The following is a 22,618-nucleotide window of genomic DNA, read 5'->3' as shown; positions in this document are numbered from 1 at the left end:
CACGGGCATCCGGGAATTACGCCTGTCCCACATACAAATAGATGGCCAGGAAGTGGCACACGCTGCCGCCCAGCACAAAGCCATGCCAGATGGCGTGGTTATAAGGTATGCGTTTGCAAACATAGAAAATTACGCCCAGCGAGTAAACGACGCCACCTACCGCCAGCAGCGTCACGCCGCCTATCGCCAGCTTAATCGCCAACTGATAAACCACTATCAGCGACAGCCAGCCCATTGCCAGATACGTAACCAGTGAAAGCACTTTAAATCGGTGCGCAATCGTCAACTTGAAGAGGATACCGAATAGCGCCAGGCTCCAGATCACAATCATTAGTCCGCGCGCCAGCGGCGAATCCAGACCTACCAGCAGAAATGGCGTATAGGTTCCGGCAATGAGCAGATAGATAGCGCAGTGATCAAATTTCTTTAACCAGATTTTTGCCCGCTGATGAGGAATGGCATGATAAAGCGTTGAGGCAAGAAAAAGCAGGATCATGCTCCCGCCATATAAACTGTAGCTGGCGATAGCCGTCATACCCGCATTCGCCTCTACCGCCTGAACCAACAACAGCACCAGGCCGACAATACCAAATACCAATCCAATGCCGTGGCTAATACTGTTGGCGATTTCCTCAGCCAGCGAATATCCCTGCGTCATTAATGGTTTTTGCACCATAACTTACTCCGGAGAAACGTTCATAACGATGAACTGCGCCTCTAGCGTAACTGAGAATGGTTCCAGTGAACACATGTTAGCTAAAATAAATTCGCAAAATTAAATTTTGTTTATTATTCAATAAGTTAATTACAAAAACTCAACTAACACGCGTTCATATTTATCAAAGACATTTAAAATCAATCACATAAAATTGCGTCTGGTTGGGATAGATTTCAGCAATGACCCGTTTCAGCTCATCAAGCGACATATTTTCCTGTTGCGCATGTTTTTCGTTCAGCGTATCCAGCGTCACAGTTGACGTTCCTGTCACTTCGATTGTGCAAAAATAGCCATCATCTTCGAACCGTCCCACGCGTAGCACATCGCCTGCTTTAAAGTGGGACTCGGAGGCATCACGAATAGTGATGGTTTTACGCCCTGCCAGAATGTCATTCTGGAAACGTTGAAAGAAAGTAATGTCGTTTGGCTGCATGTGGTTATCCCCTGAATATGGCCCCTTGAAGTGGATGTTACGATCTGAATGTGTTCTTGTCCCGACACGCGAGCATCCTGGAATTTTGCGTACGCTTTACATGCCATTTGGTGCAGAATGAATGATAACAGACTAAATAAATTGAGATTATGCAACAATGAGAAAACTCACCCTGCCAAAAGATTTTTTATGGGGCGGCGCGGTTGCTGCACACCAGGTTGAAGGCGGCTGGAATAAAGACGGTAAAGGCCCCAGCATCTGCGACGTGCTAACCGGCGGCGCACACGGCGTGCCACGCGAAATCACCCAGAATGTCGTTGCTGGCAAATACTATCCGAACCACGAGGCGGTGGATTTTTACGGACATTACAAAGAAGACATCCGTCTTTTCGCCGAAATGGGGTTCAAATGCTTCCGTACCTCTATTGCCTGGACGCGTATCTTCCCGAATGGCGACGAATCCCAGCCAAACGAGGCCGGTCTGAAATTCTACGACGACATGTTTGATGAGTTACTCAAATACAACATCGAACCGGTCATTACCCTTTCTCACTTTGAAATGCCATTACATCTGGTACAGCACTACGGCGGCTGGACCAATCGTAAGGTCGTTGATTTCTTTGTCCGTTTTGCTGAAGTCGTGTTTGAACGCTACAAACATAAGGTCAAATACTGGATGACCTTCAACGAAATTAACAACCAGCGAAACTGGCGCGCGCCGCTGTTTGGCTACTGCTGTTCCGGCGTGGTGTATACCGAGCATGAGAATCCAGAAGAAACCATGTATCAGGTCTTACATCATCAGTTTGTCGCCAGCGCGCTGGCGGTAAAAGCGGCACGTCGTATTAATCCACAGATGAAAGTGGGCTGTATGCTGGCGATGGTCGCGCTGTATCCTTTCTCCTGTAAACCAGAAGATGTGATGTTTGCTCAGGAATCGATGCGTGAACGCTACGTCTTTACCGATGTACAGCTGCGCGGCTACTACCCGTCCTATGTGTTGAACGAGTGGGAGCGCCGCGGATTTAACATCAAAATGGAAGATGGCGATCTTGAAGTGCTGCGCGAAGGAACCTGCGATTATCTTGGTTTCAGTTATTACATGACCAACGCGGTCAAAGCCGAAGGCGGTAGCGGCGATGCGATTTCCGGTTTTGAAGGCAGCGTACCGAACCCCTATGTTAAAGCATCTGACTGGGGCTGGCAGATTGACCCGGTGGGCCTGCGTTATTCATTGTGTGAACTGTACGAACGCTATCAAAAGCCGCTGTTTATTGTCGAAAACGGTTTTGGTGCTTACGACAAAGTAGAAGAAGATGGCAGCATCAACGACGACTACCGAATTGACTACCTGCGCGCCCATATTGAAGAGATGAAAAAAGCGGTGACTTACGATGGTGTCGACCTGATGGGCTACACGCCGTGGGGCTGCATCGACTGCGTGTCGTTCACCACCGGGCAGTACAGCAAGCGCTACGGCTTCATCTACGTGAACAAGCACGATGACGGTACGGGCGATATGTCGCGTTCGCGTAAGAAAAGCTTCAACTGGTACAAAGAGGTGATTGCCAGCAACGGCGAGAAGCTTTAACTCCTGCACGTTACCCGCCAGTCGGCGGGTAACACTTTGAACGAGTCTTACCAGGTCTTACCTATTTTAAATTCCCAGCGTACATCTTCCATTTTGGTTGGCGACTTCGCTTCCTGCATTACCGGGAAGAAGGCTCCGGCACCAAACCATAATTTCAGTGAATCGACGGCAATATTAAATGACGGACCAACAACCCATTCGGTAGTTCCAGAATGGTTATTAATTACGCTGCCATTAGACAGTTTTTTCGTTCCAGAGGCATTATTGCTGTAGGCACTTTCCAGACCAAGATCCAGCGGTAAATCGCTAAACATATACCGCACCTGGGTATTCCACTGGAATTCGTTACCTCGTTTCACGTCCTGGTTACCGCGCTCAAATGGTCCCTGATAGACAAAACCCATATCCCCTTTAATGTTAGGAGTAAATAATTTTGTTAAAGTGAGTGTTACTCTTCCTCCCCAGGCGCTATTCCCAGGCAAATGATTATCTCCATCTTGCCCGGTGGGTAGTAATACTGCCCCACCTACCGTAACCCAAAACGGATCACCTCTTCGCTGGCTCATTAAAGCATAATTGACCCCCACCGATTGGTCGCCCATTCCCTCTATGTGCTCAGGAGACAGATTGTCTCGTTTGTTATTGATATAGGAACCCACAGTTGATAATTCCAGTCTGTCGGTCAAACCGTAACGAATCTTCAATAACCATATCTGGGAGTAAACATCCGGACTTCCGTGCCCCTCGATTTGATGATCTTTATCGCGAAATGAGCTATTCACGGCGGTTAATAACTTTCCTTCCGGCAATACTGAACCACCAGAAATAGCGGTATTAACTGGTGCACCTAATAGATTACTGGGATTATTTTCTCCGTTAGCTGCCATTGCATTCATTAATAGAAAATATGTCATTAATGGCAGAAATATAAATCGTTTCATTATTCCCTCCAGGTATAAAAAACAAAGCGCTAAGTTAATAAATAATTACGTTATTTATGTTTATTTTTAATTTATAATTTAAATTAATAACTTGATGAATTTAATATACGGAAATTTTTGTAACTATATTGAGAGGTAAATAACGATTCCGGAGAGAAACTATTTGTAACTACATGTAAATATACTGTGTTGTTTTGATTAAATAACAGCAAGGTAAAAATGATGCACAATGAATCATTAGGCTCTAAAAAAGCGGTAATTTAATTCTGGCTAATACACTGATACAAACGCCAGGTTGCCTGACAGGAGCCAACGATTTACTGTAATATATTGAATTAGTAACACTTTGTAGCCTGAATAAGGCACTCACACTGCATCCGACATAAACAAAGCGCACTTTATTAACAAGCTGAAAAGGCGCCGAAGCGCCTTTAGAAAACAGTCGAATCAGCAAATTACTGGTAGGCGCTAATCGGTACGCAGGAGCAGAACAGGTTACGGTCGCCATAAACATCATCCAGACGTTTCACCGTCGGCCAGTATTTGTCTGCCACGCCTGCCGGGAATACGGCAACTTCACGGCTGTACGGATGCGCCCACTCGGCGACCAGTTCGCTCTGAATGTGCGGCGCGTTCACCAGCGGGTTATCTTCCAGCGGCCAGACACCCGCTTTCACCTGGTCAATCTCTGCGCGAATAGCCAGCATCGCATCGATAAAGCGATCCAGCTCAGCCTTACCTTCAGATTCCGTCGGCTCTACCATCAGCGTGCCCGCCACCGGGAACGACATGGTTGGCGCATGGAAACCATAGTCGATCAAACGCTTGGCAATATCCAGCTCGCTGATGCCGGTTTCTTCTTTCAATGGGCGAATATCAAGAATACATTCGTGCGCCACACGGCCATCGCGACCGGTATACAGTACCGGGTACGCGTCTTTCAGACGGCTGGCAATGTAGTTAGCGTTAAGAATCGCGACCTGACTTGCCTGCTTCAGGCCTTCTGCGCCCATCATGCGGATGTACATCCAACTAATCGGCAAAATGGAGGCGCTGCCGAACGGCGCCGCAGACACCGCGCCCTGACGGGTGAGCATCCCTTCAATTTGCACCACGCTATGACCCGGTACGAATGGTGCCAGATGCGCTTTCACGCCGATCGGTCCCATGCCTGGGCCACCGCCGCCGTGCGGAATGCAGAAAGTTTTATGCAGGTTAAGATGCGAAACGTCCGCGCCAATAAAGCCCGGTGAGGTAATGCCGACCTGAGCGTTCATGTTCGCGCCGTCAAGGTAAACCTGACCGCCGAACTGGTGCACAACTTCACACACTTCACGGATCGTTTCTTCATAGACGCCGTGGGTGGAAGGATAAGTCACCATGATGCAAGAGAGGTTCGCAGCATGTTGTTCTGCTTTGGCCCGCAGATCGTCCAGGTCGATGTTGCCGTTCTTATCACACGCCACAACCACCACCTGCATTCCTGCCATATGTGCAGAAGCAGGGTTAGTGCCGTGAGCAGAGGCCGGGATCAGGCAGATATCGCGATGCCCTTCGTTGCGGCTTTCGTGATAGTGACGAATCGCCAGCAGCCCCGCGTATTCCCCCTGTGCGCCGGAGTTCGGCTGCATACAGACGGCGTCATACCCGGTGAGTTTCACCAGCCAGTCAGAAAGCTGGCTAATCATCTGATGATATCCTTCGGCCTGTTCCGGCGGGCAGAACGGGTGCAGTTCAGCGAATTCCGGCCAGGTGATAGGGATCATCTCGGCGGCGGCGTTCAGCTTCATGGTACAGGAACCCAGCGGGATCATCGCCTGGTTCAGCGCCAGATCTTTACGCTCCAGCGAGTGCATATAGCGCATCATCTCGGTTTCGCTGTGGTAACGGTTAAATACCGGATGCGTCAGAATCGCATCGTCACGCAGCATACTTTGCTGAATGGAACGGCTATCAAGCGCCACGTCTTTATCCAGTGTTTCAATGTTCAGGCCGTGGCTGTCGCCCAGCAAAACATTGAACAACTGCGCCACATTCTCACGGGTGGTGGTTTCATCGAGGGTAATACCCACCGCGTTATGAATATCACTGCGCAGGTTGATCTCTGCCGCTTCCGCACGCGCCAGTACCGCAGCTTTATCAGCCACTTCCACACACAGGGTGTCGAAGTAGTGCGCATGACGCAGCTTTAAGCCTTTCTGTTGCAGACCTGCCGCCAGAATATCGGTCAGGCGGTGGATACGATTCGCAATGCGTTTCAGGCCAACCGGTCCATGATAAACGGCATACAGACTGGCGATGTTAGCCAGCAGTACCTGCGAGGTACAAATATTGGAGTTCGCTTTCTCACGGCGGATATGCTGCTCGCGAGTCTGCATCGCCATGCGCAGTGCGGTATTGCCCGCCGCATCTTTTGAGACGCCGATAATACGGCCTGGCATGGAGCGTTTAAATTCGTCTTTGGCGGCAAAGAACGCCGCATGCGGGCCACCGTACCCCATCGGTACGCCGAAGCGTTGCGCAGAGCCGAAAACAATGTCCGCGCCCTGTTTGCCCGGAGCCGTCAGCAGCACCAGCGCCATAAAATCGGCGGCGACGCTGACCACAACTTTACGGGATTTCAGCTCAGTAATCAGTGCGCTGTAGTCGTGAATTTCGCCCGTGGTGCCTACCTGTTGTAACAGCACGCCAAACACATCCTGGTGATCCAGTGCTTTCGCCGCGTCATCCACAATGACGTCAAAGCCAAAGGTTTCGGCACGCGTACGCACGACGTCCAGAGTTTGCGGATGGACATCAGAGGCGACAAAGAAACGGTTGGCATTTTTCAGTTTGCTGACGCGCTTTGCCATCGCCATCGCTTCAGCGGCGGCGGTCGCTTCATCCAGCAGCGAGGCGGAAGCCATGTCCAGCCCTGTCAGGTCCAGCGTCACCTGTTGGAAGTTGAGCAGCGCTTCCAGACGCCCCTGAGAGACTTCCGGCTGATAAGGAGTGTAGGCGGTATACCAGCCCGGATTTTCCAGCATGTTGCGCAGGATAACCGGCGGTAGCTGCACGGCGGTGTAGCCCATGCCAATATAGGACGTGAAGCGCTTGTTACACCCGGCGATGGCTTTTAATTCCGCCAGTGCTGCATATTCGGTTGCCGCCTCGCCAACCTGCGGCGGAGTCGCGAGCTGAATGTCTTTCGGCACAATCTGACCTGTCAGCGCGTTTAACGACTCGGCGCCAACCGCATTCAGCATCTCTTGTTGCTGCGCGGCGTCCGGTCCGATGTGGCGTTCAATGAAAGCGCCGCGGTTTTCAAGCTGGCTTAACGTCTGTGTCATGGGCGATGGTTCCTGAAACGTGCAGTGAATCGTGATTGTCTCTAACTCAGTTGCCCGGTGGCGCTGACGCTTACCGGGCCTACGCGTGCGAAAACGAATACGCAAAATCATTCGCGTTGCAGTGAGTAGGCCGGATAAGCATTAGCGCCATCCGGCACAACATTATTCGTCTTCTAACAATGCCTCGTACGCGGTGGCATCCAGCAGCGATTCAAGTTCGCTTTCATCGCTGGCTTTGATTTTAAAGATCCAGCCACCGGCATACGGTTCGCTGTTCACCAGCTCCGGGGAGTCGCTCAGCGCATCGTTTACCGCCACGATCTCACCGCTTACCGGCGCATAAATGTCGGACGCCGCTTTTACGGACTCCGCCACGGCGCAGTCGTCGCCCGCGCTTACGGTCGCGCCGACTTCCGGCAGATCAACAAAAACCATATCGCCCAACAGCTCCTGAGCGTGTTCAGTAATGCCAACGGTGTAAGTGCCATCCGCTTCTTTACGCAGCCATTCGTGTTCTTTGCTGTATTTCAGTTCTGCGGGTACGTTGCTCATCAATTAATCTCCAAAAAAGGATGAATCACGCGACGGCTTTGCCGTTACGCACAAAAACAGGTTTAGTCACTTTTACCGGCATTTCACGGTTACGAATTTGTACAATCGCCGTCTCGCCGATGCCCGCCGGAACGCGCGCCAGCGCAATGCTGTAGCCCAACGTTGGGGAAAACGTCCCGCTGGTGATAATGCCTTCTTGCTGATTGCCCTGCGCATCGGTAAAACGCACCGGCAATTCATTACGCAATACGCCCTTCTCGGTCATCACCAGACCGACAAGCTGCTCATGGCCTTTTTCACGCTGCATCTCCAGCGCCTCACGGCCAATAAAGTCGCGGTCAGCAGGTTCCCAGGCGATAGTCCATCCCATATTAGCCGCCAGCGGAGAGATACCTTCATCCATCTCCTGACCGTACAGGTTCATGCCTGCTTCCAGACGCAGCGTGTCGCGCGCGCCAAGACCGCACGGCTTCACGCCCGCCTCCACCAGCGCACGCCAGAAATCCGCCGCTTTTTCATTCGGCATGGCGATTTCATAGCCCGCTTCGCCGGTATAACCGGTGGTGGCGATAAACAGATCGCCCGCCTGAACGCCGAAGAACGGCTTCATACCTTCTACTGCATGGCGCTGTTGGTCAGTAAACAGAGTCGCCGCTTTTTCCTGCGCATTCGGCCCCTGTACCGCAATCAGCGACAGGTCGTCACGAACGGTGATGTCGATGGCATAAGGTTCAGCGTGTTGGGTAATCCAGGAGAGATCTTTTTCGCGGGTGGCGGAGTTAACAACGAGACGGAAGAAATCTTCAGTGAAGTAGTAGACGATAAGGTCATCAATCACGCCGCCCGATGCGTTAAGCATACCGGAGTAGAGGGCTTTACCCGTCTTCGTTAGCTTCGCGACGTCGTTTGCCAGCAGATAACGCAAGAACTCCCGGGTGCGGCTGCCATGAAGATCGACAATGGTCATATGCGATACATCAAACATCCCGGCATCGGTGCGCACAGCGTGGTGTTCATCAAGCTGAGAGCCGTAATGCAGGGGCATCATCCAGCCATGAAAATCGACCATGCGGGCGCCGCATAGCGTGTGTTGTTCGTACAAAGGCGTCTGTTGGGCCATCTTTTCCTCGTTGAATTAGCGGGGGCTAACAACCATTTTCATGGGAAATCTTCGCCACGAAACCTGGCATCGACGCCCTTTTTCCTGCGCCGACGCAAACGTTCTCTTGCTCCTGAACTTACCACCGAACCAGGCGCTAAACCATAAGGCTGAATTTACCATCACATTAGCTTATGACTAAAAAACGCTAAAATCCCATCAGCACAAAAAACCACTATTACGCTAAATAACCGTCATAAAAAGGAAGCTGATACGATTTACCACAACAGAAATTAATATTAAATGCGGAAAAAATGTCGAAAATCGCGTTCGCTAAAAATAGTGGCATTAGAAAATATAATGCGAAATAGGCGGTGAAATTAGATTATTTCAAACGAGGAAAGCCCCCCGGCGCGATAGCCGGGAAAGCAAAGTGTGACGGGTTTCAAACTCTTGCTAGCGTGCAGTCAGACGCTTAACGAAGCCATTGCGGAAGGTCGTTTAGCCCCATTGCCTGGCGAAGCAGTTGGGGTTTGACGCCGGGGAGCGTATCCGCCAGTTTCAGTCCGATGTCGCGCAGCAATTTTTTTGCCGGGTTTTCGCCGGCAAACAGGTCACGAAAACCTTGCATCCCGGCAAGCATCATTGCCGCGCTATGTTTACGGCTACGCTCATAACGACGAAGATAAAGACGTTGACCAATGTCTTTGCCCTGGCGCTGAAGCCGGCGCAGATCGTCCACCAGTTCGGCCGCGTCCATAAAGCCGAGGTTGACGCCTTGCCCTGCCAGCGGGTGGATGGTGTGCGCGGCATCGCCGACCAACGCCAGACGATGCGCGGCAAACTGGCGAGCATAGCGGCCCGTCAGCGGAAAAACCTGCCGTTCGCTTTCCAGGCGGCATAAGCCCAGCCGATTATCGAAGGCGATAGTCAACGCCTGGTTAAACGCCTCGTCGCCGCTCTGTTGCATACGCTCCGCATCCTGCGGAGAAAGCGACCAGACAATGGAACACAGATGCGGATCGCTTAACGGCAAAAACGCCAGAATACCTTCACCATGAAACACCTGGCGAGCAACCGCGCCGTGCGGCTCTTCGGTGCGGATAGTCGCTACCAGCGCATGGTGACGGTAGTCCCAGAAAGTTAAGGGGATATCCGCTTTGTTACGCAGCCAGGAGTTGGCGCCATCCGCGGCAATCACCAGACGCGCGGTTAACATCGCGCCGTCTTTTAAAGTCAGGAAGGCGTCGTTTTCCCCCCAGGCGACCTGCTGTAACTCCGCTGGCGCCATTAAGGTGATATCCGCCGCTTGCTGCGCTTTTTGCCACAATGCGTAGTGAATGACGCTGTTTTCAACAATATGCCCCAGATGGCTATATCCCATGCTTGCGTCATCAAACGTAATACGGCCAAAGCTGTCTTTATCCCAGACTTCCATACCGTGGTAGCAACTTGCCCGTCGCGCTACAATGTTTGACCATACGCCAAGACGGGTAAGCAGTTTTTCGCTGGCGGCATTAATCGCCGACACCCGAAGCTGAGGCGGGGCATCGTTCGCCAACGGCTGGGGAACAACGTGATCCAGCACCGCAACGCGCAAACCGCTCCCCTGCAAGCCGCAGGCGACAGCCAGTCCCACCATGCCTCCGCCAACTATTGCTACATCAACACTTTGCACTATTTACTCCTGGAAACCGGAACAATCAAAACCGTAGGCCGGATAAGGCGAAGCTGCCATCCGGCATTTTTACGAACACGATGCCGGATGGCGGCGTAAATGCCTTATCCGGCCTACAGATCTGCTTAACGCGCAACCCAACCTAAGGTCCGCTGTGCCAGCGCATCGCGCGCAGGCGGTAATAACTCCATCGCCATTAAACCGATATTGCGCCCAATAACCAGCGGCGCCCAACGATTTGCAAACACATGGACCAGACCGTTCGTTACGCCAATCGTCGTATCCCGGTCAACCTGACGACGCTGCTGATAGCGCGATAATACGTGCCAGGCGCCAATATCCTCGCCCGCGTCCTGTGCCGCGACCAGCGTTTCCGCCAGGCTCATGACATCGCGCAGACCGAGATTAAACCCTTGTCCGGCGATAGGATGCAACGTCTGCGCCGCATTGCCGACCACGACAGTCCGGTGAGTAAACACTTTTGCCGCCGTAGTCAGGGCAAGCGGATACACGCTGCGCTTACCGGCCTGAGTAATTCGCCCCAGCCGCCAGCCGAACGCGGCCTGCAATGCATGACAGAACTGCGCGTCGGACCAGCTCAGCACCTCATCGCGCTGGTCGAGCGGGTGACACCAAACCAGCGAACATCGGCCATGCGACATCGGCAACATCGCCAGCGGGCCATTGGGGGTAAAACGTTCAAAGGCGCGTCCCTGATGCGGGATAGCGGTCGCGACATTCGCTATCACCGCTAACTGTTCGTAAGGCTCCTGATGCCAGTCAACGCCGCAGGCTGACGCGAGCGCGGAGTGGGTACCGTTAGCCGCCACCAGCACGCTGCCAGCTATCACATTGCCGTTTTCCAGAGTGACGTTAACCTGCTGTTGGGTACGCGACACGCTGGCTACGCGCTCCGGGCAGTGCAGCGTAACGCCTGGCGCTTTACGCAAGAGCGCAAACAGACGCAGCCCGATATCATGCAGCTCCGCAACGTGCCCCAACGCTGCCAGACTGTAGTCCTGCGCGTCGAGAGTCACAAATCCGGCATGGCCGCGATCGCTGACGTGTACGGTGTTGATTGCCGTTGCGCAATCGGAAATCGCCTGCCAGACGCCAATTCGCGCCAGTTGCTGACAAGTGCCCGCCGCCAGCGCAATCGCTCTGGCGTCAAAGCCGGGATGACCGTCGGCTTCAGGCGCTTTCGCTTCAATCAGGTGTACCGGCAACGTCCCATGACTGAACTGAGAGATGGCCAGCGCCAGCGTCGCGCCTGCCATGCCGCCGCCAACGATAATGACGCTCATTGCTGCCGCGCCGCCGCCATTAATGCTTCAATGTCATCCGCCTTCTTCACAACGCCAGCGGTCAGGTTTTCATTACCGGTTTCGGTAATGACAATGTCATCTTCAATTCGAACGCCAATGCCGCGATACGCTTCCGGCACGTCGGCATCCGGCGCGATATAGAGGCCTGGCTCTACGGTCAGCACCATGCCCGGCTCCAGGATGCGGGAGCGATCCGGCCCATAAACGCCGACATCATGAACATCCAGCCCCAGCCAGTGGCTCAAGCCATGCATAAAGAAAGGACGATGCGCATTTTCGGCAATCAGTTGATCAACCTCTCCTTGCAAAATCCCCAGCTTCACCAGCCCGGTTATCATGATGCGCACGACTTCGCCGGTCACCTCCTGAATAGAGGTACCAGGACGGAACAGTCGCAGGCTGGTCTCCAGCGATTCCAGAACGATGTCATAAATTTCACGCTGAGCTGGCGTAAATTTCCCGTTCACCGGGAAAGTACGCGTGATGTCACCCGCGTAACCTTTATATTCACAGCCCGCGTCGATAAGCACTAAATCGCCGTCGCGCATTTCACTTTCGTTTTCAGTGTAATGCAGGATACAGCCATTTTCGCCGCTGCCGACAATGGTGTTATAGGAGGGATAGCGCGCGCCGTGGCGATTAAATTCGTGGTGAATTTCCCCCTCCAGCTGATACTCAAACATCCCCGGACGGCATTTTTCCATCGCGCGGATATGCGCCAGCGCGCTAATTTCCCCGGCGCGGCGCAGGACAGCAATCTCTTCCGGCGATTTGAACAGGCGCATCTCATGGACGATCGGTCGCCAGTCAGTCATGGTGGCCGGCGCGGTCAGATTCTGGCGGGAGCCTTTGCGCAGCTTCTCCAGCGCAGCCAGAACAATCTCGTCGGCATACGCATATTCGCCCTGCGCGTGGTACACCACATCCAGACCATTAAGCAACTGAAAGAGTTGCTGGTTGATTTCGCTAAACGCCAGCGCCCGGTCAACGCCCAGTTTTTCCGGCGCGGCATCCTGTCCTAAACGGCGACCAAACCAGATTTCCGCCGTCAGGTCGCGAACGCGGTTGAACAAAACGCTGTGGTTGTGGGTGTCATCACTCTTAATCAGTACCAGCACGGCTTCCGGTTCGTTAAAACCGGTGAAATACCAGAAGTCGCTACTCTGGCGATACGGATATTCACTGTCTGCGCTGCGCGTCGCCTCCGGCGCGGCAAAGATCAGCGCGGCGCTGCCGGGCTGCATTTGCGCCAGTAATGCCTGGCGACGGCGTTGGTATTCCTGCTGAGTCATGACATGGCCTCCATTTCGTTTTTTCTTAGTGTAGCGTCGGTTTACGCACTTCCGGCGCGGTCGGCTGTTGGCGCGTGAAAGTGTCATGACATAACAGCGCCGCAACACGGACATATTCGATGATCTCTTCGAGCGACATCTCCAGCTCTTCCTGATCTTCGCTCTCATCATAACCAAGCTGCGCAATATTACGCAGGTCGTCAATCGCTTCACCCGTTTCGCCGGTGACTTTATCAAGTTTAGGCTGCGTTACGCCGAGGCCAAGCAAAAAGTGATTAACCCACCCGGCTAAGGCATCTGCGCGATCGAATACGCTGACATCGTCGCCTTCAGGCAGATAAAGCTGAAAAAGAAAGCCGTCGTCTTCCAGCGCGTCGCTGGTCGCCGCGTGCATTTTGCGCAGCGCCTGAGCAAGCTCATGCCCGAAGGCCAGACCTTCGTTCGTCAGGTCGTGCAACAGCGGCTGCCATGAGCTGTCGTTGTTGCCGCCGCAAATCATCCCGCTGATTAAACCATGCATTTCAGCCGGGGTCAGACCGGCCCCTTGTTGATTCAAAAACCGGTTCATTTCGTTGTAACCAGGCATTTCGTTCTGTATAGACATAAGCATTCGTCATCAAAGGGAGGATATTCATGATATGCTACCACTTTGGACCCTGGTGAACCAGAAAAGGGCTTGTATCTTCACACCAGGGTAGCTATAGTGTCGCCCCTTCGCGGACCCTGGGTCTGGAGACGAAGGCAGCGCAGTCAATCAGCAGGAAGGTGGCATGTCTGCACAACCCGTCGATATCCAAATATTTGGCCGTTCACTGCGAGTGAATTGCCCGCCTGACCAAAGGGATGCGTTGAATCAGGCTGCGGACGATCTGAATCAGCGGTTGCAAGATCTGAAAGTTCGCACTAGAGTCACAAATACTGAGCAGTTGGTTTTCATTGCCGCATTGAATATCAGCTATGAGTTAACTCAGGAAAAAGCGAAGACCCGCGATTACGCGGCGAGCATGGAACAACGTATTCGGATGCTACAACAGACCATCGAACAGGCGTTGCTTGATCAAGGTCGCATAACCGAAAAAACGGGCCAAAACTTTGAATAACACTTTTCGCTTTACTATGGTAAAGTGATTGTGAAAACAGAATTTCTCTGAGATGTTTGCAAGCGGGCCAGTCCCCTGAGCCGATATTTCATACCACAAGAATGTGGCGCTCCGCGGTTGGTGAGCATGCTCGGTTCGTCCGAGAAGCCTTAAAACTGTGACGACACATTCACCTTGAACCAAGGGTTCAAGGGTTACAGCCTGCGGCGGCATCTCGGAGATTCCCCTTCTGACTGGCGACAGCCATGACGCAACTTCCCGAACTCTCTTTATCACGACAAGAAATCCGCCGAATGATTCGGCAACGTCGCCGTGCGCTGACGCCAGAGCAGCAACGCCGCTTTGGTCAACAGGCCGCCGCCCGAATGCTCAGCTTTCCTCCCGTCGTGATGGCGCACACTGTCGCCGTGTTTCTCTCCTTTGATGGCGAACTCGACACCCAGCCGCTGATTGAACAGCTATGGCGAGCGGGCAAGCGCGTCTACCTTCCGGTTCTTCATCCCTTCAGCCCTGGCAACCTCCTGTTCCTGCACTATCATCCGCAGAGTGCGCTGGTGACCAACCGCTTAAAGATCCGGGAGCCACGGCTTGATGTCCGCGACGTATTACCGCTGGCAAAGCTGGATGTGCTGGTAACGCCGTTAGTGGCGTTTGACGAAGACGGGCAGCGCCTGGGGATGGGCGGCGGATTTTATGACCGCACGCTACAAAACTGGCAGCAGCATAAGATCCAGCCCGTGGGCTACGCGCATGATTGCCAGTTAGTAGAAAAGCTGCCGGTTGAAGAGTGGGATATCCCGCTGCCTGCGGTGGTGACGCCATCCAAAATTTGGGAGTGGTAGCCGTGTTTTGCCGATTGACAGCGTCGCTTTTTTGACCTAAATTTCTCGGTGAAGGGTGAGGGAGGCAAACCTCCCTCCTGCGTACTCTCTGTTAATATGCTGGGCAAGCGATGATTAACAGGATCAGCAGCATGATGACGTATCTCATCATCGTCCCTTTCCTTTTTAGAGCCCCTGCCTCGGTAGGGGCTTTCCCGTTTCAGCGCTATGCTGAGCCCTTATCGTAAATTCCTTTTATTGCTGTACAACACGCAACGCTGCCTTTAATTACCAATTGCGGCAAGGCTCGAAAACAGAATGTATGCGTTACACGAAGAGATGTTGAGGCAGGGAAACCAGAGAAAGGATGGGCAGGTCATCTCCTGCCCATTTAGAGGAAATTAGTACAGCAGACGGGCGCGAATGGTGCCCGGAATCGCCTTCATCGCCAGCAGCGCTTTCTCCGCCACATCGCCATCGGCTTCTATATCAATCACCACATACCCCATTCGGGCGGAGGTTTGCAGATACTGCGCGGCAATGTTAACGCCCTGCTCGGCAAAGATCTGGTTAAGCGCGGTCAATACGCCCGGGCGGTTTTCGTGGATGTGCATCAGGCGACGACCGCCGTGCAGCGGCAGCGACACTTCCGGGAAGTTCACGGCGGACAGCGTCGAGCCGTTATCCGAGTACTTAATCAGTTTTCCTGCGACTTCCAGACCGATGTTTTCTTGCGCCTCCTGCGTCGAGCCGCCGATATGCGGCGTCAGGATCACGTTATCGAATTCGCACAGCGGAGAGGTAAACGGATCGCTATTAGTGGCCGGTTCCGTCGGGAAGACGTCGATAGCCGCCCCCGCCAGATGTTTCGTCGCCAGCGCGTCGCACAAAGCCGGGATATCCACCACCGTACCGCGCGCGGCGTTAATCAGCAGCGAACCCGGCTTCATCAGGGCAATCTCTTTTGCGCCCATCATGTTTTTGGTGGAGGCGTTTTCAGGTACGTGCAGACTGACCACATCGCTCATATTCAGCAATTCAGACAGGTGCTGCACCTGAGTTGCGTTACCAAGCGGCAGTTTATTTTCAATATCATAGAAATAGACATGCATCCCCAGCGATTCCGCCAGAATGCCCAACTGCGTTCCGATATGGCCGTAACCGATAATGCCAAGCTTTTTACCGCGCGCTTCGAACGATCCCGCCGCCAGTTTATTCCATACGCCGCGGTGCGCTTTGGCGTTCGCCTCCGGCACGCCGCGCAGCAGCAGCAACAGCTCGCCAATCACCAACTCCGCCACGGAACGGGTATTCGAGAATGGCGCGTTAAAAACCGGAATACCGCGTTTTGCCGCCGCATTTAAATCCACCTGGTTGGTGCCGATGCAAAAACAGCCAATCGCCACCAGCTTCTCTGCGGCGTTAATCACTTCTTCTGTCAGATGAGTACGGGATCGCAGACCGATGAAGTGGGCATCGCGGATGGACGCTTTCAACTGTTCAGCGTCCAGCGCGCCCTTGTGATATTCAATGTTGGTGTAACCTGCCGCACGAAGGCTTTCCAGCGCCTTTTGATGCACCCCTTCAACCAGCAGAAATTTAATTTTATCTTTCTCCAGCGATACCTTTGCCATTTCCCCGATCCTGTCTTTTTTTGCCATCTGATGTTGTGTATGGATTTGCATCCGTCCTTCAACATATCAAAAAAAATTATCACGGCAATATGAACGTTTGCGCCAGCGTCGTGAAGGAATCGCATACAGAGGGAAATAGCAGATGAAAATACCGGGAATAACTTTTTCTTTGGAGGGATCGGCAGGGCAAACGATTAAACGTGATACATGTCACCAAATTTGCCCTGACCGAATTTTTTACGCGGCAGGAAATTCGCCTGGCGGGATCATTTTACGATGGTTTTCACCCCGTCCGGCGTGCCGATCAGTGCGACATCGGCGCCACGGTTGGCGAACAACCCTACGGTCACGACTCCCGGAATCGCGTTAATGGCGTTTTCCAGCGCGATGGGATCAAGGATTTCCATCCCATAAACATCCAGAATCACGTTGCCGTTATCCGTGACCACGTTCTGACGGTACTCCGGACGCCCGCCCAGCTTCACCAGTTGACGAGCGACCGCGCTGCGCGCCATCGGAATCACTTCAACCGGCAACGGGAATTTGCCAAGAATATCCACCTGTTTAGAGGCATCCGCAATACAGATAAATTTCTCCGCCACGGAAGCAATAATTTTCTCACGGGTTAATGCTGCGCCGCCGCCTTTGATCATCTGCATATGACCGTTGATTTCGTCCGCGCCGTCGACATAGATGCCCAGGCTATCCACTTCGTTGAGATCAAACACATGAATACCGAGGCCTTTGAGTTTTTCAGTCGAGGCGTCCGAGCTGGAGACCGCGCCTTCAATCTGGCCTTTCATTGTGCCCAGCGCATCAATAAAGTGTGCGGCCGTTGAGCCTGTACCAACGCCCACAATGGTGCCGGGCTGTACATACTGAAGTGCCGCCCATCCTACCGCTTTTTTCAGTTCATCCTGCGTCATAGATCGTTTCGCCTGTGGTGTGAAAATACAGCCGCATTATAGAACATTGTCGGGAAAAATCTCCGTGTCCGTACACAGGCTACGGATTTCATCTGTACCGACGGCAAATTTATGTCATAGTGCGGAAAAAAATAACAGGAGCATGACACAACAATGAAACGTCCGGACTACAGAACACTACAGGCGCTGGATGCCGTTATACGTGAACGAGGATTCGAGCGCGCCGCCCAGAAGCTGTGCATCACACAATCCGCCGTCTCACAGCGCATAAAACAGCTTGAGAATATGTTCGGACAACCTTTGTTGGTGCGTACCGTTCCTCCTCGCCCCACGGAGCAAGGGCAAAAATTACTGGCTCTGCTGCGTCAGGTTGAACTGCTGGAAGAAGAGTGGCTGGGCGATGAACAAACCGGCTCTACGCCGCTGCTGCTGTCGCTGGCGGTTAACGCCGACAGTCTGGCGACCTGGCTGCTTCCAGCGCTGGCGCCGGTGCTGGCGGACTCCCCTATCCGTCTCAATTTACAGGTGGAAGATGAAACGCGCACGCAAGAACGTCTGCGTCGCGGCGAGGTGGTGGGCGCGGTGAGTATTCAGCATCAGGCGCTGCCCAGTTGCCTGGTGGACAAACTGGGCGCGCTCGACTATCTGTTTGTCGCGTCAAAGCCGTTTGCCGAGCGCTATTTTCCCAATGGCGTTACCCGGTCGTCGCTGCTGAAAGCGCCCGCCGTCGCGTTCGACCATCTGGATGATATGCATCAGGCCTTTTTGCAACAGAATTTCGATCTACCGCCCGGCAGCGTGCCGTGCCATATCGTTAATTCATCCGAAGCGTTTGTACAGCTTGCGCGTCAGGGCACGACCTGCTGCATGATCCCTCACCTGCAGATTGAGAAAGAGCTGGAAAGCGGCGAGTTGATCAACTTAACGCCTGGCTTGCTACAACGCCGGATGCTTTACTGGCACCGCTTTGCCCCGGAAAGCCGGATGATGCGCAAAGTGACCGACGCGCTGCTGGAGTACGGGCACAAGGTGCTGCGTCAGGATTAGCCTCTCTCTGAATGCCGGATGGCGGCGTGAACGTCTTATCCGGCCTGCATGACCCATTATTCCCCCGTCACTTCTTTGAAATTCATCACAAAATCATTGCGTTCAGGCGGCAAAAAACGACGCGCCATTGGCTATTTTTTGCTGGCGGCAAGACGATTCAAAACGCTCACCGTATTAGCAAATCTTCATTTCAATGCGTAATACGGAGCAAAAAACGCGAACACCGGGAGAAAATGCGGCCTGGAAGCGCCCAGGCCGGGCGAGATTACTGCGTGCTGGCGGCCGTGGTCGACGTCTGCCCTGTTCCAGGTTCAAGCTGGAATACCACATCGACCTGATCGTCGAACTGAATGGTCGGCTGCTCGTAAGTTTCCTGCGCGGATACTGGCGCAGCATCTGCGGCTTTCATCATTCGCACCACCGGACTCGGCTGATAATTAGAGACATGGTAACGAACGCTGTAAACCGGCCCCAATTTGCTGTTAAAACCGGCTGCCAGCGCTTGCGCCTGATGAATCGCGTCATCAATGGCGGCTTTGCGGGCTTTGTCTTTATAGGCGTCCGGTTGCGCCACGCCCAGCGATACCGAACGAATCTCGTTCAGACCCGCCTTCAGCGCGCCGTCCAGCAGCGAATTAAGTTTATCTAACTGACGCAGCGTCACCTCAACGGTTCGCACCGCGCGATACCCTTTCAGAATGCTTTTACCGTTTTGGTAATCATAATCCGGCTGCGTGCGCAGATTCGCCGCGCTAATGTCTTTTTTCGCAATCTGATTTTGCTCAAGGAAGGAAAGATATTGCGCCACGCGCTCATCGGCCTGCTTCTTCGCCGTCGCCGCATCCTTCGCCGCGACGTTCACTTCAATCGCTAAGGTGGCGATATCAGGCACAGCATCGACGCTTGCCGTACCGGAAGTCACGATGTGCGGGCCTTCCGGCAATTCGCTTGCCTGCGCCGACATTGCACTTAAACCCACTAATGCCGCCAGGGCCATCACTTTGAACTTCACAGTCTCTCCTCCATATTGCAGTCATTGCCCTGATATACAGGGCGCATGCAGGCAAGCTTAGCGGATATCGGCCTGTTGTCCATCAGACAACGCTTAGTTGAAAAGCGCGTGCATATGCGCGACGCCTTCCCGCGCCAGTTGGAAGGCGATAAGCCACATCACCACCCCAACCAGAATGTTGATAATGCGTTGAGCTTTCGCCGTACGCAGTCGAGGCGCAAGCCAGGCCGCCAGTAGCGCTAACCCAAAAAACCATAAGAACGACGCGCTAATCGTGCCGAGGGCGAACCAGCGCTTTGGCTCCATAGCCAGTTGTCCGCCGAGACTGCCCAACACGACAAACGTATCCAGATAAACGTGCGGATTCAGCCACGTTACCGCCAGCATCGTAGCAATAATTTTCCAGCGCCCCTGCTTCATAACCTCGGCGCTGGCCAGCTCCAGATTACTGCTCATTGCCGTTTTCAGCGCGCCAAAACCGTACCATAACAAGAACGCGACCCCGCCCCATGTGACCAGCGCCAGCAGCCACGGCGACTGCATCAGCAACGCGCTGCCGCCAAAAATACCGGCGCTAATCAGGACTAAATCACTTAACGCGCAAAGCAGCGCTATCATGAGGTGGTACTGGCGACGAATTCCCTGATTCATCACAAACGCATTTTGCGGGCCAAGCGGAAGGATCATGGCGGCGCCAAGGGCAAACCCTTGAAAATAATAAGATATCACGTTAACTACCCTGAGCTGTTTTTCTTAAAGGCAGACTATAGCGCGGGAATATTATTAGCGGAAATTGATAATTTTAATCACTAATAAGAAAAGCTAATGAAGAGACTGAATAACGGATGGCGGCTACGCTTATCCGCTCAATAACCAGAGAATACTGGAGGCGGATAAGCGCAGCGCGGGAGGAAAATTACTCCGCGGCGTTATCTTTCACGCGTTTAAAATTGACGTCCATCTGCGGGTACGGGAAGCTAATACCAGCGGCGTCGAATTCACGTTTAATACGTTCCAGCACGTCCCAGTAGACATTTTGCAGGTCGCTGCTTTTACTCCAGACACGCACCACAAAATTAATTGATGAGGCGCCCAGCTCATTCAAACGCACCGTCATTTCGCGATCTTTTAAAATACGATCGTCGGACTCGATAATCGTCGTTAGCAGCTGTTTCACCTGATCGATATCCGAATCGTAGGCCACCCCAATAATGAATTCGTTACGGCGAACCGGCTCACGAGAATAGTTGATGATATTTCCCGCGATAATTTTGCCATTCGGAATTACAATAATTTTGCCGTCTACCGCGCGCATTGTTGTGGAAAAGATTTGCACATTCAGTACCGTACCGGCAACGCCGCCTAAATCGACATACTCACCGGCGCGGAACGGACGGAACATAACCAGCAATACCCCAGCCGCAAGGTTAGAAAGCGATCCCTGTAATGCCAGGCCAACGGCTAAACCAGCGGCGCCCAGTACGGCAATAACCGAGGCGGTTTGAACCCCCACGCGACCCAGAGCCGCAATCAGCGTAAAAGCGATAACCCCATAGCGCACCAGTGCAGAAAGAAAGTCGGCCACTGTCGCATCAATATGACGCGCACGCATCAGACGATTTACCGTATTGGAGATCACGCGCGCTACAATCAAGCCGATGATGATAATAGCGATAGCCGCAACAATATTCACAGCATAGCTGAGCAATAACGCCTGGTTGCGTACCAGCCAGGTGCCCGCACCATTTATGCTGTCGACAACATTCAAATCTTCCATTCAATATTCCTTGGTCATAGCAAAACAAGCAAATGAGATCATTCTCACGAAAAGAACTTTTTAAAGGTAAACAAAAACAGAGGAATATGCCATTTTTCGGCATCATCCCAAAATCAAAAAAGGCAGGTACATTGTGAGTTGGCCGGATGAAAGCGCTAACTAACGCCGCTCTCCGGAAATAACGATAAAAAAATGGCTTCCCAAGGGAAGCCATTTCAATCAGCAGACTATATTACAGAACGTCAATCGCGTTCAGTTCTTTAAATGCTTTTTCCAGACGAGCGATCATCGAAGTCTGGCCAGCACGCAGCCATACGCGCGGGTCATAGTATTTCTTGTTCGGCTGATCTTCGCCTTTCGGGTTGCCCAGCTGACCTTGCAGATACGCTTCGTTTTCTTTGTAGTAGTTCAGAACACCTTCCCAGGTTGCCCATTGGGTATCGGTATCGATGTTCATTTTCACTACGCCGTAGCTTACGGAGTCTTTGATTTCCTGAGCAGTAGAACCGGAACCGCCGTGGAAAACGAAGTTCAGGCTGTTGTGCGGCAGGTTGTGTTTCTTAGAAACATAGTCCTGAGAATCACGCAGAATGGTCGGGGTCAGAACCACGTTACCCGGCTTGTAAACGCCGTGTACGTTACCGAAGGAAGCGGCAATGGTGAAACGCGGGCTGATTTTGCTCAGCTCAGTGTACGCGTAATCAACGTCTTCCGGCTGGGTGTACAGGGCAGAAGCGTCCATGTGGCTGTTGTCCACGCCGTCTTCTTCGCCACCGGTGCAACCCAGTTCGATTTCCAGAGTCATGCCAATTTTGGACATGCGCGCCAGGTATTTGGAGCAGATTTCGATGTTTTCGTGCAGAGACTCTTCAGACAGGTCAATCATGTGAGAAGAGAACAGCGGTTTACCGGTAGCCGCGAAGTGTTTTTCACCCGCGTCCAGCAGACCGTCGATCCACGGCAGCAGTTTCTTCGCGCAGTGGTCAGTGTGCAGGATAACCGGCACGCCGTAGTGCTCAGCCATCTGATGAACGTGATGCGCGCCAGAGATAGCGCCCAGGATTGCCGCGCCCTGAGGTACGTCAGTTTTCACGCCTTTACCCGCGATGAAGGACGCGCCGCCGTTGGAGAACTGAACGATGACCGGCGCTTTAACTTTTGCAGCGGTTTCCAGAACAGCGTTGATGGAATCAGTGCCCACGCAGTTAACTGCCGGCAGAGCAAAATTGTTTTCTTTTGCTACCTGGAACACTTTCTGTACGTCATCACCAGTGATCACGCCTGGTTTTACGAAATCAAAAATTTTAGACATGTTTCGTTGTCCTGTATCGTCGGGCTTTGGG

At 52.9% G+C, this 22,618-nt stretch carries 20 protein-coding genes and 1 other RNA gene; 5 read left to right on the top strand and 16 right to left on the bottom strand.

The genetic code is table 11. From position 1 onward, the window contains the following. Positions 1-16: 16 nt before the first annotated feature. Positions 17-676, bottom strand: coding sequence for a PAQR family membrane homeostasis protein TrhA (gene trhA, locus NBA72_RS03840; protein ID WP_000250289.1), 660 nt, complete (start codon positions 674-676; stop codon positions 17-19). A 163-nt stretch (positions 677-839) separates the two neighbouring features. After that, a complete protein-coding gene (yqfB, locus tag NBA72_RS03835) occupies positions 840-1,151 on the bottom strand; it encodes a N(4)-acetylcytidine aminohydrolase (RefSeq protein WP_001182976.1) in 312 nt (103 codons plus the stop codon). Positions 1,152-1,308: 157 nt separating this feature from the next. Here yqfB and bglA point away from each other — a divergent pair, with 157 nt between their 5' ends. Further along, positions 1,309-2,742 (top strand): 6-phospho-beta-glucosidase BglA, encoded by a 1,434-nt coding sequence (gene bglA, locus NBA72_RS03830; protein ID WP_001230141.1) that lies wholly within the window; start codon positions 1,309-1,311, stop codon positions 2,740-2,742. A gap of 47 nt (positions 2,743-2,789) precedes the next feature. Here the strand turns inward: bglA and NBA72_RS03825 are convergent, their stop codons facing one another. From NBA72_RS03825 to NBA72_RS03790, 8 genes are all read right to left on the bottom strand, one after another. After that, on the bottom strand, positions 2,790-3,683 hold the full coding sequence (locus tag NBA72_RS03825) for a transporter (RefSeq protein WP_000819375.1): 894 nt from the start codon (positions 3,681-3,683) through the stop codon (positions 2,790-2,792). Between the two features lie 455 nt (positions 3,684-4,138). After that, positions 4,139-7,012, bottom strand: coding sequence for an aminomethyl-transferring glycine dehydrogenase (gene gcvP, locus NBA72_RS03820; RefSeq protein WP_042948800.1), 2,874 nt, complete (start codon positions 7,010-7,012; stop codon positions 4,139-4,141). A gap of 162 nt (positions 7,013-7,174) precedes the next feature. Continuing rightward, the gene (gcvH, locus tag NBA72_RS03815; RefSeq protein WP_001295377.1) at positions 7,175-7,564 is read right to left on the bottom strand and encodes a glycine cleavage system protein GcvH; all 390 of its coding nucleotides are present in this window, start codon (positions 7,562-7,564) and stop codon (positions 7,175-7,177) included. 25 nt (positions 7,565-7,589) lie between these two features. Next, positions 7,590-8,684 carry a glycine cleavage system aminomethyltransferase GcvT gene (gene gcvT, locus NBA72_RS03810; protein ID WP_000068738.1) on the bottom strand — a complete coding sequence of 365 codons (1,095 nt, stop codon included), beginning with the start codon at positions 8,682-8,684 and terminating at the stop codon, positions 7,590-7,592. A 454-nt stretch (positions 8,685-9,138) separates the two neighbouring features. Then, positions 9,139-10,341, bottom strand: coding sequence for an FAD-dependent 2-octaprenylphenol hydroxylase (ubiI, locus tag NBA72_RS03805; RefSeq protein WP_042948799.1), 1,203 nt, complete (start codon positions 10,339-10,341; stop codon positions 9,139-9,141). A 125-nt stretch (positions 10,342-10,466) separates the two neighbouring features. Further along, a complete protein-coding gene (gene ubiH / locus NBA72_RS03800) occupies positions 10,467-11,645 on the bottom strand; it encodes a 2-octaprenyl-6-methoxyphenyl hydroxylase (RefSeq protein ID WP_042948798.1) in 1,179 nt (392 codons plus the stop codon). Next, on the bottom strand, positions 11,642-12,958 hold the full coding sequence (pepP, locus tag NBA72_RS03795) for a Xaa-Pro aminopeptidase (protein WP_000193681.1): 1,317 nt from the start codon (positions 12,956-12,958) through the stop codon (positions 11,642-11,644). The genes ubiH and pepP overlap by 4 nt, the downstream gene beginning before the upstream one ends. Before the next feature lie 25 nt (positions 12,959-12,983). Next, positions 12,984-13,562, bottom strand: coding sequence for a YecA/YgfB family protein (locus NBA72_RS03790; RefSeq protein WP_000027236.1), 579 nt, complete (start codon positions 13,560-13,562; stop codon positions 12,984-12,986). A 166-nt stretch (positions 13,563-13,728) separates the two neighbouring features. Between NBA72_RS03790 and zapA the strand changes: the two genes are divergently transcribed. From zapA to NBA72_RS03775, 3 genes are all read left to right on the top strand, one after another. Beyond that, positions 13,729-14,058: a cell division protein ZapA gene (gene zapA, locus NBA72_RS03785; RefSeq protein ID WP_001276011.1), complete on the top strand. Its 330-nt coding sequence runs from the start codon at positions 13,729-13,731 to the stop codon at positions 14,056-14,058. A gap of 41 nt (positions 14,059-14,099) precedes the next feature. After that, positions 14,100-14,283: non-coding RNA, 6S RNA (gene ssrS / locus NBA72_RS03780), on the top strand. 20 nt (positions 14,284-14,303) lie between these two features. Continuing rightward, on the top strand, positions 14,304-14,900 hold the full coding sequence (locus tag NBA72_RS03775) for a 5-formyltetrahydrofolate cyclo-ligase (RefSeq protein ID WP_031604965.1): 597 nt from the start codon (positions 14,304-14,306) through the stop codon (positions 14,898-14,900). A gap of 380 nt (positions 14,901-15,280) precedes the next feature. Here the strand turns inward: NBA72_RS03775 and serA are convergent, their stop codons facing one another. After that, positions 15,281-16,513: a phosphoglycerate dehydrogenase gene (gene serA / locus NBA72_RS03770; RefSeq protein ID WP_001151627.1), complete on the bottom strand. Its 1,233-nt coding sequence runs from the start codon at positions 16,511-16,513 to the stop codon at positions 15,281-15,283. Between the two features lie 266 nt (positions 16,514-16,779). Then, complete coding sequence (rpiA, locus tag NBA72_RS03765; protein ID WP_000189741.1) at positions 16,780-17,439, bottom strand: ribose-5-phosphate isomerase RpiA; 660 nt, start codon at positions 17,437-17,439, stop codon at positions 16,780-16,782. Between the two features lie 153 nt (positions 17,440-17,592). On the opposite strand from rpiA, the gene argP reads away from it, so the two are divergent. Beyond that, positions 17,593-18,486 carry a DNA-binding transcriptional regulator ArgP gene (gene argP, locus NBA72_RS03760; protein WP_000828345.1) on the top strand — a complete coding sequence of 298 codons (894 nt, stop codon included), beginning with the start codon at positions 17,593-17,595 and terminating at the stop codon, positions 18,484-18,486. 265 nt (positions 18,487-18,751) lie between these two features. Here argP and NBA72_RS03755 read toward each other — a convergent pair whose 3' ends face one another. The 4 genes from NBA72_RS03755 to fbaA form a co-directional block, all read right to left on the bottom strand. Continuing rightward, entirely contained in the window at positions 18,752-19,498 is a 747-nt protein-coding gene (locus tag NBA72_RS03755; RefSeq protein WP_000669854.1) for an oxidative stress defense protein, read from the bottom strand. Positions 19,499-19,591: 93 nt separating this feature from the next. Continuing rightward, positions 19,592-20,227: an arginine exporter ArgO gene (gene argO, locus NBA72_RS03750; RefSeq protein WP_000626863.1), complete on the bottom strand. Its 636-nt coding sequence runs from the start codon at positions 20,225-20,227 to the stop codon at positions 19,592-19,594. 187 nt (positions 20,228-20,414) lie between these two features. Continuing rightward, on the bottom strand, positions 20,415-21,275 hold the full coding sequence (locus NBA72_RS03745; protein ID WP_000389833.1) for a small-conductance mechanosensitive channel MscS: 861 nt from the start codon (positions 21,273-21,275) through the stop codon (positions 20,415-20,417). Between the two features lie 232 nt (positions 21,276-21,507). Further along, complete coding sequence (gene fbaA / locus NBA72_RS03740) at positions 21,508-22,587, bottom strand: class II fructose-bisphosphate aldolase (protein ID WP_000034386.1); 1,080 nt, start codon at positions 22,585-22,587, stop codon at positions 21,508-21,510. Positions 22,588-22,618: the final 31 nt, after the last annotated feature.

Source organism: Salmonella sp. NW1250 (assembly GCF_051812965.1).
Taxonomy (GTDB): Bacteria; Pseudomonadota; Gammaproteobacteria; order Enterobacterales; family Enterobacteriaceae; genus Salmonella; species Salmonella enterica.
This window is presented reverse-complemented; position numbering and strand designations above follow the sequence as displayed.

Coding starts and splice junctions, on each gene's coding strand:
- argP (WP_000828345.1), top strand. CDS start 17,593: ATGAAACGTCCGGACTACAGAACACTACAGGCGCTGGATGCCGTTATA.
- gcvP (WP_042948800.1), bottom strand. CDS start 7,012: ATGACACAGACGTTAAGCCAGCTTGAAAACCGCGGCGCTTTCATTGAA.
- ubiH (WP_042948798.1), bottom strand. CDS start 11,645: ATGAGCGTCATTATCGTTGGCGGCGGCATGGCAGGCGCGACGCTGGCG.
- fbaA (WP_000034386.1), bottom strand. CDS start 22,587: ATGTCTAAAATTTTTGATTTCGTAAAACCAGGCGTGATCACTGGTGAT.
- zapA (WP_001276011.1), top strand. CDS start 13,729: ATGTCTGCACAACCCGTCGATATCCAAATATTTGGCCGTTCACTGCGA.
- NBA72_RS03790 (WP_000027236.1), bottom strand. CDS start 13,562: ATGTCTATACAGAACGAAATGCCTGGTTACAACGAAATGAACCGGTTT.
- serA (WP_001151627.1), bottom strand. CDS start 16,513: ATGGCAAAGGTATCGCTGGAGAAAGATAAAATTAAATTTCTGCTGGTT.
- trhA (WP_000250289.1), bottom strand. CDS start 676: ATGGTGCAAAAACCATTAATGACGCAGGGATATTCGCTGGCTGAGGAA.
- NBA72_RS03825 (WP_000819375.1), bottom strand. CDS start 3,683: ATGAAACGATTTATATTTCTGCCATTAATGACATATTTTCTATTAATG.
- pepP (WP_000193681.1), bottom strand. CDS start 12,958: ATGACTCAGCAGGAATACCAACGCCGTCGCCAGGCATTACTGGCGCAA.
- NBA72_RS03745 (WP_000389833.1), bottom strand. CDS start 21,275: ATGGAAGATTTGAATGTTGTCGACAGCATAAATGGTGCGGGCACCTGG.
- gcvT (WP_000068738.1), bottom strand. CDS start 8,684: ATGGCCCAACAGACGCCTTTGTACGAACAACACACGCTATGCGGCGCC.
- yqfB (WP_001182976.1), bottom strand. CDS start 1,151: ATGCAGCCAAACGACATTACTTTCTTTCAACGTTTCCAGAATGACATT.
- rpiA (WP_000189741.1), bottom strand. CDS start 17,439: ATGACGCAGGATGAACTGAAAAAAGCGGTAGGATGGGCGGCACTTCAG.
- gcvH (WP_001295377.1), bottom strand. CDS start 7,564: ATGAGCAACGTACCCGCAGAACTGAAATACAGCAAAGAACACGAATGG.
- NBA72_RS03775 (WP_031604965.1), top strand. CDS start 14,304: ATGACGCAACTTCCCGAACTCTCTTTATCACGACAAGAAATCCGCCGA.
- bglA (WP_001230141.1), top strand. CDS start 1,309: ATGAGAAAACTCACCCTGCCAAAAGATTTTTTATGGGGCGGCGCGGTT.